Raw genomic sequence first — 12,566 nt, 5'->3', positions numbered from 1 at the left:
TGCCGTTCTCCTCGCCCCGTAACCGCCTTCCCCCGTCATGGCTGCGCTTGCCGGAGCTGATACACCCTGATCTCCTCCAGCCGCTGCAACAGCTCCTGCTCGCGCTGTGCGAACTTCTCCTCGTCGATACGGCCCTCGGTCCGTGCCCGCTCCAGGTCGGCGAGCTCCGCCTGTACCGGGGCAGGGTCATAGGCTTCCTGCTCGGCCGCGAGCACGACCTTGTCCAGCACCCAGGTCACGCCCCGTACGGGAGCGAGGGGGAGGGTCAGGATCTCCAAGACCAGTCCCACGGTGCCTCCTTGTGTCGTTCGGTCCTGTGCACGCCGGCTGCCGTCACGCGAAGCTGTAGGGCGGCAGCGGGCCGTTGAGCCGGAGCTCGACTCCCTCGGGCAGCTGCTCGCCCAGCTCCCGGGAGGCCTCCGCGAACGCCTCCGACTTCTCGCGGTCCACGAGGAACGAGGCGTTGACGAAGTACTGCTCGGAGGGCGGCGACAGGTTCTCCGCGTACACGAGCGGTCGCAGAGCGGCGACGATCTGCGCGGCGAGCGCCTCATGGCGGCTCTGCACCTCCTGGGCCACGAGCTGGCCGAGTTCCAGCCGCTGCTCGTAGCTGCCGCGGCCCTCGCGGGTCGCCTCGTTCAACTCGCGTACCCGCGGGGACTCTTCGAGGATCTGCCGCAGCAACACGTCCTCGTCCTGTACGCCCTTGACGTTGAACTCCACGCGGTCGGTGAGCTCCGCCAGTCGCTGGGCGTATTGCTCGGCGCCCTGTTCCAGAACGGCGCGTACGGCGTCCTCGTCCTGGGCGACGAATCCGAAGCTCAGCGGCAGCGAGGTGCCCTCGGACCACAGCCGCTCCTGCACCGCGCTGTGTGCCTCGATGTCCCGGCGTGCGATCGACAGGTCGTCCGGGGCCTCACTGACGACGGCGCACAGCGAGTCGCCGTGCACCACCCGCAGCTCGGAGGGCGACTCGCCGACGCCCTTGAGGTCGTCGAGCCGCAGGGGATGGGACGGCTTGGTGATGGCGTACACATACAGCGACATCGCTCACTCCTCGCGCTCCCTCGAGGAACGGCGTTCCGAGCCGCGCTCGACGGGCTCGCGCTCGCGCTCCCGCCGCTCCTCCTTGCCTCGCCGAGGCCGTTCACCGCTTTCGATCTCGTCGTGGCGGCCCTTCTGAAGGGACTCCGTGAATGCTTCGACGGCTCCGCTCAGAGCGCCCTTGCTCTTGCCCTTGGCGCCGCCCTCGGTGACGCGCTCCATCACGTCGGGCAGCTGTGCGGGGGCCTTGCGGCCCGCTTCGAGGTCCAGCCGGTTGCACGCCTCGGCGAAGCGCAGGTACGTGTCGACGCTGGCCACGACGACGCGCGCGTCCACCTTGGCGATTTCGATGCCGACGAGGGACACCCGCACGAAGGCGTCGATCACCAGCCCGCGGTCCAGGACCAACTCCAGCACGTCGTACAGGTTTCCGGAGCCCTGGGTTGGGGCGGGTACAGCGCCGCCGCCCGGTGTGATGGTCACGGTGTTCTCCCTTCGGGGGATGGGCCGGCCACGTCAGCGGTCGCCCCGGTCGATCTGGGCGCGTGTGTAGCGGCGCCCGCGTTCGTATGCCAACAGCTGGCCGGCCGGGTCCATGACGACCTCGTAGCTGGCCAGCACACTCGTGGTCTCCGGGATGCGCTCCAGTTCCACGACCTCGATCTCGGCCTCCCAGCCCTCGTCCGTCGGCTTCAGCGCCGAAACGGACTCCGGGGGCCGCCCGAGCAGCTCGGTGAGCTGCTCGGTGGCCTGCCGCATCGCTTCGGCGGCCGACACCCGCTCTGGCTGCTCACTGTCGTTCGTGATCATTCACCTTCTCGGACATATCGCCACCAAACGTCTTCAAGTAACCCGTGTCTCCCGAAACATGCGTCTGTATCTCCTCGGGCGGCAGAGATTTCGAGAGGATCCGGATCGGCGCGAGGGCATCCGGATCGGTGGCTGTGGCGTCTACGACGGTATGGATCTGGAAAAGCCGCCGGCTCAGCAGCCGCCCGAGGGATGTCTCGCCGTCGCGATCCGCATTCCGGTGCGGATCGTCGTGCTCGTGCTCGTCCTCCCGGTACGGATGGTCTGGGACGCGCTGGCCGTCGCCGGGCGGTTCCTCGACGACACGGTGTTCAGGCCACTGGGGCGGGCGCTGCTGTGGCTCGGGCGGGCGGTGTTCGTCTGGCCGTTCGTCGCCCTGTGGCGGTACGTCGTAGTGCCGGCCGGCAGGGCGCTCGCCCGGCTGGGGAACGTGCTCGTCGTGGTGCCGTGCGTCTGGCTGTACCGGTACGTCCTGACGCCGGTCGGACACGGGATCGCGTGGGTGGCGCGGGGGATCGGTGCCGCGCTGGCATGGGTGTACGCGCGCGTGCTGACGCCTGTCGGGCACGGGATCATGTGGCTGCTCAAGGGCATCGGAGCCGTGCTCGCCGCCCTCGGGATCGGTGTGTACACCGCCGTGGCGTGGCTCGTGCGCCACCTCGTCGTCGTTCCCGCGCGGTGGCTGTACGAGTGGGTCCTCGCGCCCGTCGGGCGGGCGGTCGCCTGGTGTGCGAAGGGGCTCGTGCGGCTCCTGGGCGTGATCGTCACCGGCATCGGTGTGGCCCTGTACTGGACGGCCCGGATTCTCCTCGTCCTGCCCGCGTTCGCGGTGTGGCGCTGGGTACTGGTGCCGGTCGGGCGGGTGCTCGCCGTCATCGGGCGGGAGGTCGGGGCGGCGCTCGGGCACGCCTGGCGGGTCGCCGGGCACATCTCGCTCGCCGTCGGGCGGTTCCTCGGGACTCTCTTCCGGTGGATTTTCGTGGAGCCGGTGCGCTGGGTGTACCGCAGCGTGCTGACGCCCCTCGGGCACGTCGTACGGGACACGGTTCTGCGGCCCGCCGCCGAGGCCGCGCACGCCGTGGGGCGGACTACGCGGCAGGCGCTGGCCTCGGCCCGGGCATCCGTACGGCAGGCGCGGGCCGACGTCCGGCGCATGCTGTTCGGCGAGCCCCGGCAGCGGGAGGCGATGGCCCGACGGGAACCTGCGGCCGCCGGCACACGTACTCTTGGTAGCAGTACGACCGCACTCACTAAGGACTGAACGACACTGGGCAAGCGACAGCCCGAAGGCCCGCCGCCGGCACCCGCGGTGCAGCGCGTCCGACTGCGCTACACCAAGCGCGGCCGCCTCCGGTTCACCAGCCACCGTGACTTCCAGCGCGCTTTCGAGCGTGCGCTGCGCCGCGCCGAGGTGCCCATGGCGTACTCGGCGGGGTTCACCCCGCACCCGAAGGTGTCGTACGCCAATGCCGCACCCACCGGCACGGGCAGTGAGGCGGAGTACCTGGAGATCGCCCTCACCGAACCGCGTGATCCGCAGACTCTGCGCGCGCTCCTCGACGAGTCGCTGCCCGACGGGCTCGACATCGTCGAGGCGGTCGAGGCCCGCACCTCGGGGCTCGCCGACCGGCTGACGGCCTCCGTCTGGGAGCTGCGGCTGGACGGCGTGGACCCGGCCGACGCCGCCCGCGCGGTGGCCGCCTTCAACGCGGCCGAGACCGTCGAGGTGCAGCGGCTGACCAAGAACGGCGTCCGCACCTTCGACGCCCGCCCGGCCGTCGCGAGCCTGGACAGCGCGGCAAGCTCTGAAATGCACAGTTCGCCTGCTGATAGGCCGACCGACCAGCCCTGTGCGATACTGCGGCTGGTTGTTCGGCACGTGACGCCTGCCGTACGACCCGACGACGTCCTGTCCGGTCTCCGCGCCGTGGCCGACCTGGCGCCGCCGGTCCCCGCAGCGGTGACCAGGCTGGCGCAGGGGCTGTTCGATGAAGAGACCGGCACGGTGACCGACCCGCTCGCGCCCGACCGCGAGGCAGTCACGGCCGCCCCGGCCACCACTCCGGGAGCCGCCGATCCTGCCGCCGCGAAGGCGTCGGCGTAAGGAAGGTTCCGCGCAGGGACGCACGTCGTAGCGCCGCCCTCGTACTCGGGAGCCACCTGGGTCGGGCAGCGCACCGACCACAAGACTTTCGCCAGGCCGTACGCAACACGGCATACGGAACCGGCGAGACAGGACTACAGAGAGCTCCCGTGCGGCGCCCGCGCCCCGGACGGCGGCAGTCGCGCATCGCGCGAGCCGCGGACGTCACCGGCATACCCGCCGGACCAGGTGCGGCGCCCGGGAGCCTGACGGGAGAAACGCCCGCATGCTCGAGCCGATCGAACCCACTGAGCCCACCACGGGCCCCGAACTGAACACCCCCAGCGACACCCTGCCGCCGCGTCGGCGCCGTGCCGCTTCCCGCCCGGCGGGACCGCCGGCCGCCACCGCCGACACCCCGGCCGAGACCGTCACGCCGGCCATACCGGCTGCCGAGTCCCCCGAGATTGCTTCGGCGGAGGCCGAGGAGGCGGTCGAGGTCGTCGAGGTCCAGGAGACCGAGGCCGCCGCTGAGACTGTCGAGACCCCTGAGGCTGCCGCCGTCGACGAGGCCGCCGCGCCTGCCGGTCGTACGCGTCGGCGTGCGACTCGCCGGGTCTCCGCGCCTGCCGCCTCCCCCGCCGCCGAGACCGTGGTGCCGGTGACGGCCGCGGCTCCGGCCCCTGCCGAGGCTCCCGAGGAGAGCGCGGCTGCCGAAGTCACCGAGGAGCCCGCTCCGCCGCGGGCCCGGCGCCGGGCCACCCGCCGTGTGTCGGCGCCGGTCGTGTCCCCGGAGGGCGCCGAGGCCACCGAGACGGTGGTGCCCGCGACCGCCCCGTCCGCCACGCCGGTGAGCGAGGCCGTCGAGGCGCCTGCCGCCGAGGCCGAGCCCGCTGAGGAGGCTGCGCCGGCCGGCCGTACCCGTCGGCGTGCGACCCGTCGCGTGTCCGCGCCCGTCGCGTCCCCCGCTGCGGCAGAAGCCGTCGAGGAGCCCGCTGCCGCACCGCAGACCGAGGCCGCCGCGCCCGCACCGGAGGCCGCCGAGGAGGCGGCTCCGCGCCGCACCCGTCGGCGTACCACCCGCAGGGCCGCCGCACCGGCCGGGGAGCCCACGAGCGAGCGGACGCCGTCCGGTGCCGAGGAAGCCGAGGCACCCGCCGCTGCCGAGGTTCCCGCCGGGCCCGAGACGCCTGCCGCCGTCGAGGTGCCGGTGACCGCGGCCCCCGCCGTCGCCGCCCCCGAAGCCGTCGCCGACCAGGGCGGCGAGGGCGGTACGTCGCGCCGTGCCCGGCGCCGGGTCGTACGCAAGGCCGCCACCGGGTTCGCCGCCCCCGCGCAGCAGGACGTCGCCGAGGGCGAGGCCGAGTCGCCGCGTCGGCCCGCGCGGCCCGCGGTCGCCGTGTTCCAGGCGCCCGTGTTCACCGAGCCGCAGTTCCAGACGCCCCAGCGGGCCGCCGCCGAAGCGGCCGCCGAGGCGGCGGAGGAGGCCCCCGAGGCCGAGGAACTCACCGAGGAACTCCCCGAGGAGCAGCCCGGGCCGCGGCGTCGCCGCCGTCGTCGGGGTGCCGAAGAGCCCGAGGCGCAGGCCACCGAGACCGCCGTCGAGGACGAGGCGGAGGAGGAGGCCGAGGAGTCCGCCGAGGGTGACGAGGGCGAGGAGACCGCGGCGCGTCGCCGACGTCGTCGCGGTGGCCGGCGCCGTCGCCGGGGCGAGTCCGCCGAGGGCGAGGCCGGTGAGGGCGACGAGGCCGAGGAGCTCGCCGCCGAGCAGGCCGCGCAGGACGCCGAGGACACCGCCGAGCAGGTCGAGGAGGACGCCGAGGAGGACGACCGGGCCGCGGAGGCCGGTGGTTCGTCCACCAGCAGCCGGCGTCGCCGTCGCCGGCGTCGTCGCGCCGGTGACAACGCCCCCGACACCGAGCCGTCCTCCGACGACCCCGAGCGCACCGTCGTCAAGGTCCGCGAGCCCCGCCCGAAGGCCGAGCCGTCCGACGAGGTGCAGTCCATCAAGGGCTCGACGCGTCTGGAGGCCAAGAAGCAGCGCCGCCGTGAGGGGCGTGAGCAGGGCCGCCGCCGCGTTCCGATCATCACCGAGGCCGAGTTCCTGGCCCGCCGCGAGGCCGTCGACCGCGTCATGGTCGTCCGGCAGAACGGCGACCGTACGCAGATCGGCGTCCTGGAGGACGGCGTGCTCGTCGAGCACTACGTCAACAAGGAGCAGTCGACCTCGTACGTCGGCAACGTCTACCTCGGCAAGGTGCAGAACGTGCTGCCGTCGATGGAGGCCGCCTTCATCGACATCGGCAAGGGCCGCAACGCGGTTCTCTACGCGGGCGAGGTGAACTTCGAGGCGCTGGGCATGGCCAACGGGCCGCGGCGCATCGAATCCGCCCTGAAGTCGGGCCAGTCGGTCCTCGTCCAGGTGACGAAGGACCCGATCGGCCACAAGGGCGCCCGCCTCACCAGCCAGGTCTCCCTCCCGGGCCGCTACCTCGTGTACGTGCCCGAGGGCTCGATGACCGGTATCAGCCGCAAGCTGCCCGACACCGAGCGGGCCCGGCTGAAGACCATCCTCAAGAAGATCGTCCCCGAGGACGCGGGCGTCATCGTGCGCACCGCCGCCGAGGGCGCGAGCGAGGACGAGCTGCGCCGGGACGTCGAGCGGCTGCAGGCGCAGTGGGAGGAGATCCAGAAGAAGGCGAAGAACGGCAACGCGCCGACTCTGCTGTACGGCGAGCCGGACATGACCGTCCGCGTCGTGCGCGACATCTTCAACGAGGACTTCTCCAAGGTCATCGTCAGCGGAGGCGACGCCTGGCAGACCGTCCACGGCTATGTCTCGCACGTCGCGCCGGATCTGGCCGAGCGGCTGCAGAAGTGGACCAGTGAGGTCGACGTCTTCGCCACGTACCGGATCGACGAGCAGCTCGCCAAGGCGCTGGACCGCAAGGTCTGGCTGCCCAGCGGCGGTTCGCTGGTGATCGACCGGACCGAGGCGATGGTCGTCATCGACGTCAACACCGGCAAGTTCACCGGCCAGGGCGGCAACCTCGAGGAGACCGTCACCAGGAACAACCTGGAGGCGGCCGAGGAGATCGTCCGCCAGCTGCGGCTGCGCGACCTCGGCGGCATCATCGTCATCGACTTCATCGACATGGTGCTGGAGTCCAACCGCGATCTGGTGCTGCGCCGCCTGCTGGAGTGCCTGGGCCGGGACCGGACCAAGCACCAGGTGGCCGAGGTGACCTCGCTGGGGCTGGTGCAGATGACCCGTAAGCGGGTCGGGCAGGGGCTGCTGGAGTCGTTCTCCGAGACCTGCGTCCACTGCAACGGCCGCGGTGTCATCGTGCACCTGGACCACGTGGCCACCACCGGTGGCGGCGGCAAGCGCAAGAAGCGTGCGCGGGCCGGTGCCGAGCAGCCGGAGCAGCCGCACGAGGTCATCGTCGGCGGGATGGTCGAGGTCGGCGAGACCGCCGAGCAGGAGGCGGAGACCGAGGCCGAGGTCGCGGCCGAGGCCGCCGAGCCGGTCGCCCTGCCCGCTCCTGAGTTCGCGCCGGACGAGGAGCTGTACAGCAGCGTCGCCGAGGCGGAGGCCGCGGCCACCCGCGGTCGTTCGCGCCGCCGGGCGAGCCGGCGGGTGTCGGCTCCGGCGGGTGCGCCGAGGAGTGAGGCGGACGGTGGCCCTGCCCAGGCCCCGACGGCTCAGGACGTGACGGCCGCTGAGGAGATCGCGCGTCCGGTGCAGGTGGAGCCGGCCACCGAGGCGCACGCCGAGCCCGTGGCCGTCGAGGACCCGGTCGTCGAGGCGCCGCCGGCCGCCGAGGAGGCCGCGCCCAAGGGCCGTACCCGTCGTCGGGCCACCCGCAAGGTGTCCGCGCCGGCCGGCTCGCCCGCGTCGGCGTCGGCGGAGTCGGCTGTGGTGACGGTCCCCGAGACCGCGCCGGAGGTGCCGGAAGCCCCGGTGACGCCGGAGCCGGCGCAGCCCGAGGTGGCGCAGGCCGAGGCGCCCGCCGAGCCCGCCGCCCCGGCCCGTCCGCGGCGCCGTGCGGTGCGCAAGGCCACCGCGCCGACCGCGTCCGAGGAGGCGGCCGTCGTGGTCGTCCCCGCGGCACCGACGGCGGAGGAAGCCGTCGAGGCCGAGGGCGAGGAGACGGCCCCGGCCAAGAAGACGGCCCGTAAGACGGCCAAGAAGGCGACCGCGAAGAAGGCCGCCACCAAGAAGACCGCGGCCAAGAAGACGGCCGCAAAGAAGGCGACGGCCAAGAAGGCGGCGAAGACCACCGCCAAGACGGCCGCGAAGTCGGCGTCGAAGAAGACCGCGGCGGCGCAGCAGACGCTGTCCTCCGTCACGGCCTCCACCGACGAGGACTGACGTCCGTGTGCGGTGTGCTGCCGGGTGACCGGCAGCACACCGCACGGGCCCGGCCCGGTTTGACCCCTTCGGCCACGGCCCCGTAACCTTGACCGTCGGCGTGTCCACAGACGCGCCACATCCCCGTAAACCTCTTCCTCCCGGGCACGGCGTGACCGGGAGAGGCCGCTCGCCTGCCGGGCGGCTGGACTGCGGGGGTGCCGTTCCCGAGCGAGAGAGTGAGATCCGCGTGTACGCCATCGTGCGCAGCGGTGGTCGCCAGCACAAGGTTGCTGTCGGCGACATCGTTGAGGTTGACAAGATTTCCACTGCCAAGGTTGGCGACACGGTCGAGCTCTCGACCCTGCTCGTTGTCGACGGCGACGCTGTGACCAGCGACCCGTGGGTGCTGGCCGGCATCAAGGTCCAGGCCGAGGTCGTGGACCACCACAAGGGGCAGAAGATCGACATTCTGCGCTACAAGAACAAGACCGGCTACCGCCGTCGTCAGGGCCACCGCCAGCAGTACACGGCGATCAAGGTCACTGAGATCCCCGCGGCTGCGAAGTAAGGGACTGAGGAGAGATGGCACACAAGAAGGGCGCATCGTCCACCCGTAACGGTCGTGACTCCAACGCTCAGCGCCTCGGCGTGAAGCGCTTCGGCGGTCAGGTCGTCAACGCGGGTGAGATCCTGGTCCGCCAGCGCGGCACCCACTTCCACCCCGGTGCGGGCGTCGGCCGTGGCGGCGACGACACGCTGTTCGCGCTGCAGCCCGGTGCGGTGGAGTTCGGCACCAGCCGTGGCCGCAAGGTCGTGAACATCGTTCCGGTCGCCTGATCGGAAACTTTCGCGAGGCGGACCTCACTTCCCGGTCGGGAAGGCGGGTCCGCCTTTCGCGTGTTTCATTCGGTAAGAGTTTTCGTACGTAACTGGAGGCACATCCCATGACCACCTTCGTGGACCGCGTCGAACTGCATGTCGCCGCGGGTAACGGAGGCCACGGCTGTGCCTCCGTCCACCGTGAGAAGTTCAAGCCGCTGGGCGGGCCCGACGGTGGCAACGGCGGGCGTGGCGGCGACGTCATCCTCACCGTCGAGCAGTCGGTCACCACCCTGCTCGACTACCACCACTCCCCGCACCGCAAGGCCACCAACGGCAAGCCCGGTGAGGGCGGCAACCGCTCCGGCAAGGACGGCCAGGACCTGATCCTGCCGGTGCCGGACGGAACCGTCGTGCTCGACAAGGCGGGCAATGTCCTCGCCGACCTGGTCGGGCAGGGGACGTCGTACGTCGCCGCGCAGGGCGGCCGGGGCGGGCTCGGCAACGCGGCGCTGGCCTCGGCGCGGCGCAAGGCGCCCGGGTTCGCGCTGCTCGGTGAGCCGGGGGATGTGCAGGACGTCGTCCTGGAGCTGAAGACGGTCGCCGATGTGGCGCTCGTCGGCTATCCGAGCGCCGGCAAGTCATCGCTGATCTCCGTGCTGAGCGCTGCCAAGCCGAAGATCGCGGACTACCCGTTCACCACGCTGGTGCCCAACCTCGGTGTCGTGACCGCCGGTTCGACGGTGTACACCATCGCCGACGTGCCCGGGCTGATCCCGGGCGCCAGCCAGGGCAAGGGGCTCGGCCTGGAGTTCCTGCGGCACGTGGAGCGGTGCAGCGTGCTCGTGCACGTGCTGGACACGGCGACGCTGGAGTCCGACCGTGACCCCGTCTCCGACCTCGACGTCATCGAGGCCGAGCTGCGCGAGTACGGCGGGCTCGGCAACCGGCCGCGGATGGTCGTCCTGAACAAGATCGACGTCCCGGACGGCAAGGACCTCGCCGAGATGGTGCGGCCGGACCTGGAGGCGCGTGGCTACCGCGTCTTCGAGGTGTCGGCAGTGGCGCACACGGGGCTCAAGGAGCTGTCGTACGCGATCGCCGAGCTGGTCGCCAAGGCGCGCGCGGCCCGGCCGAAGGAGGAGGCGACGCGGATCGTCATCCGTCCGAAGGCCGTGGACGACGCGGGCTTCACCGTCGTACGCGAGGACGACGGCCTGTTCCGGGTGCGCGGTGAGAAGCCGGAGCGCTGGGTGCGGCAGACCGACTTCAACAACGACGAGGCCGTCGGCTATCTCGCCGACCGGCTCAACCGGCTCGGTGTCGAGGGGGAGCTGGTCAAGGCCGGCGCCCGCGCCGGGGACGGCGTGGCCATCGGGCCCGAGGAGAACGCCGTCGTCTTCGACTGGGAGCCGACCGTCATGGCCGGCGCCGAGATGCTGGGCCGGCGTGGCGAGGACCACCGCCTGGAGGCGCAGCGGCCCGCGGTGCAGCGGCGCCGGGACCGGCAGGCGGAACGGGACGAGGTACAGCGGGAGTTCGACGACTTCGAGCCGTTCTAGAACCGGCGTTCGTCCGCTGATCGACCGTCCGACCCGTTGCGGCAAGGGAGTGTTTCCCGGGCCGTGACGGGTCTTCTGTTGTCTCCTTGCTTGTCATGCACGTGCATCCCTGAGTTCAGCGGGCGGACCGCCCGGGCGCGTGAGCTTCCCCTTGTCCAAGAGGCCAGCGAGGCAAGGGAGTTCGCCGATGACCGGTGCCGTATCGCCCGACCGACGCCGCTTTCTGACCGCATCAGCCGCCGTGCTCGGCGCCGCCGCCTCCGCCCAGCTGTGGCTGCCGTCCGCCGCCAGAGCGGCCGAAACCCCGCTGCCCGACGGGGTGTTCAGCCTCGGTGTGGCCTCCGGCGACCCGCTGCCCGACGGCATCGTGCTGTGGACCCGGCTCGCCCCCGACCCGCTGAACGGCGGCGGCATGCCCGAGCGCACGGTGTCGGTGGAGTGGGAGATCGCCGAGGACGCGCGGTTCAGCAGGAGCGTGCGGCGCGGAGTCGCCCAGGCGCGGCCCGAGTACGGGCACAGCGTTCATGTGGATGTACGGGGGCTGCGTCCGGGGCGTGACCACTGGTACCGCTTCCGCACCAGCGGTCAGCTCTCGCCCACCGGCCGTACCCGCACCGCACCGAGCCGGCAGAGCTCCGGTGGCACCCTGCGCGTCGCGCTCGCCTCCTGCCAGAACTGGCAGCACGGCTACTTCACGCCGTACGCCGACATGCTGGCCCAGGACCCGGACGTCGTGGTGTTCGTCGGCGACTACATCTACGAGTCCGTACCGTCGGCGACGGCCCTGCGCCGGCACGAGGGGACCGGTGAGCCGTACAGCCTCACCCAGTACCGCAACCGGTACGCCCAGTACCGCACCGACCCGGACCTGAAGGCGATGCACGCCGGTGCCCCGTTCGTGGTCACCTTCGACGACCACGAGGTCGACAACGACTTCGCCGGCGACATCCCGCAGGACCCCGACAAGCAGCCGCACGACGCGTTCGTGGCCCGGCTGACCGCGGCCTACCAGGCGTACTACGAGCACATGCCGGTCCGGGCGAGCGCCATCCCGAACGGCCCCCACATCCGGATGTACCGCCACCTGGAGTTCGGCCGCCTGGCCCGGCTCAACGTGCTGGACACCCGGCAGTACCGCAGCGACCAGGCGACCAGTCAGGCCGGCGCCATGGACCCGTCGCTCACCATGCTCGGCGCGGACCAGAAGCAGTGGCTGCTGAACAACCTGCATGACTCGCCCGCCCGCTGGAACCTGATCGCCTCGCAGATCATGATGGCCGAGACCGATCTGCTGGTCGGCGAGGGCAAGCAGTGGTTCTACGACGCCTGGGACGGCTACCAGGCCGAACGCAACCAGTTCCTCAAGGAGTTCAGGAGCGTGCGCAACCCGGTCGTGCTGACCGGTGACCGGCACCTGACGATGATCAGCGACCTGAAGGAGGACTTCGCCGACCCGGGCTCCGCCGTCGTCGGCGCCGAGTTCGTCGGCACCTCCATCTCCAGCAACGGCGACCAGGACCAGGCCGCCTTCCGCAAGGAGTGGGACCCGCGCATGCCGGACAACCCGCACTGGAAGCTGCTCGACGCCCACCGCGGCTACCACCTCTTCGACATCCGCCGCGACGGCATCGACGCACGGGTCCGGGTCGTCGACACGGTACGGCAGCCGAAGGCGACACCGAGCACACTGGCCCGGCTGCGGGTGGAGGCGGGCCGGCCCGGAGTGCGGCTGGTCTGACGCCCCCTACCGGATACGCCCTGGGCCTCACCGGAGTCCCAGGGCGTTTCCCTTGCCCTCACCGAGACCGAAATGCTGCGGAATCTTGACCAGGAATTCCGCGCCAATGAGCTGCCGGACGGGCTGTATTCGCGGCTGATACGCAATGGCGCT

Annotated in this window: 11 protein-coding genes; 7 read left to right on the top strand and 4 right to left on the bottom strand. The window is 71.7% G+C overall.

What is annotated here, in order from left to right:
- Positions 1–35 precede the first annotated feature (35 nt).
- The 4 genes from ACFV7R_RS07200 to ACFV7R_RS07185 are packed head-to-tail and all read right to left on the bottom strand — an operon-like array spanning position 36 to position 1,854.
- On the bottom strand, positions 36–290 hold the full coding sequence (locus ACFV7R_RS07200) for a gas vesicle protein GvpG (RefSeq protein ID WP_129802345.1): 255 nt from the start codon (positions 288–290) through the stop codon (positions 36–38).
- Positions 291–333: 43 nt separating this feature from the next.
- On the bottom strand, positions 334–1,047 hold the full coding sequence (locus tag ACFV7R_RS07195) for a GvpL/GvpF family gas vesicle protein (RefSeq protein WP_385260852.1): 714 nt from the start codon (positions 1,045–1,047) through the stop codon (positions 334–336).
- 3 nt (positions 1,048–1,050) lie between these two features.
- Complete coding sequence (locus ACFV7R_RS07190; protein WP_385260849.1) at positions 1,051–1,527, bottom strand: gas vesicle structural protein GvpA; 477 nt, start codon at positions 1,525–1,527, stop codon at positions 1,051–1,053.
- A gap of 33 nt (positions 1,528–1,560) precedes the next feature.
- On the bottom strand, positions 1,561–1,854 hold the full coding sequence (locus tag ACFV7R_RS07185; protein WP_385260846.1) for a gas vesicle protein: 294 nt from the start codon (positions 1,852–1,854) through the stop codon (positions 1,561–1,563).
- A 151-nt stretch (positions 1,855–2,005) separates the two neighbouring features.
- Here ACFV7R_RS07185 and ACFV7R_RS07180 point away from each other — a divergent pair, with 151 nt between their 5' ends.
- The 7 genes from ACFV7R_RS07180 to ACFV7R_RS07150 all read left to right on the top strand — a co-directional run bounded on the left by ACFV7R_RS07180 (position 2,006) and on the right by ACFV7R_RS07150 (position 12,413).
- Positions 2,006–3,115 carry a hypothetical protein gene (locus tag ACFV7R_RS07180; RefSeq protein WP_385261406.1) on the top strand — a complete coding sequence of 370 codons (1,110 nt, stop codon included), beginning with the start codon at positions 2,006–2,008 and terminating at the stop codon, positions 3,113–3,115.
- Between the two features lie 48 nt (positions 3,116–3,163).
- On the top strand, positions 3,164–3,958 hold the full coding sequence (locus ACFV7R_RS07175) for a TIGR03936 family radical SAM-associated protein (RefSeq protein WP_129802349.1): 795 nt from the start codon (positions 3,164–3,166) through the stop codon (positions 3,956–3,958).
- A gap of 265 nt (positions 3,959–4,223) precedes the next feature.
- Entirely contained in the window at positions 4,224–8,312 is a 4,089-nt protein-coding gene (locus ACFV7R_RS07170; protein ID WP_385260843.1) for a ribonuclease E/G, read from the top strand.
- Positions 8,313–8,541: 229 nt separating this feature from the next.
- Positions 8,542–8,862 carry a 50S ribosomal protein L21 gene (rplU, locus tag ACFV7R_RS07165; protein ID WP_004931419.1) on the top strand — a complete coding sequence of 107 codons (321 nt, stop codon included), beginning with the start codon at positions 8,542–8,544 and terminating at the stop codon, positions 8,860–8,862.
- Between the two features lie 14 nt (positions 8,863–8,876).
- Positions 8,877–9,131, top strand: coding sequence for a 50S ribosomal protein L27 (rpmA, locus tag ACFV7R_RS07160; protein ID WP_366825482.1), 255 nt, complete (start codon positions 8,877–8,879; stop codon positions 9,129–9,131).
- A 107-nt stretch (positions 9,132–9,238) separates the two neighbouring features.
- On the top strand, positions 9,239–10,675 hold the full coding sequence (obgE, locus tag ACFV7R_RS07155) for a GTPase ObgE (RefSeq protein ID WP_385260840.1): 1,437 nt from the start codon (positions 9,239–9,241) through the stop codon (positions 10,673–10,675).
- A gap of 187 nt (positions 10,676–10,862) precedes the next feature.
- Positions 10,863–12,413, top strand: a complete 1,551-nt coding sequence (locus ACFV7R_RS07150; protein ID WP_385260837.1) for an alkaline phosphatase D family protein — start codon at positions 10,863–10,865, stop codon at positions 12,411–12,413.
- The last annotated feature ends 153 nt before the right edge of the window (positions 12,414–12,566 follow it).

Source organism: Streptomyces sp. NPDC059866 (genome assembly GCF_042731325.1).
Lineage (GTDB): Bacteria > Actinomycetota > Actinomycetes > Streptomycetales > Streptomycetaceae > Streptomyces > Streptomyces flavusporus.
The sequence above is the reverse complement of the archived record's forward strand: the minus strand, read 5'-3'. Positions and strand labels throughout refer to the sequence as shown.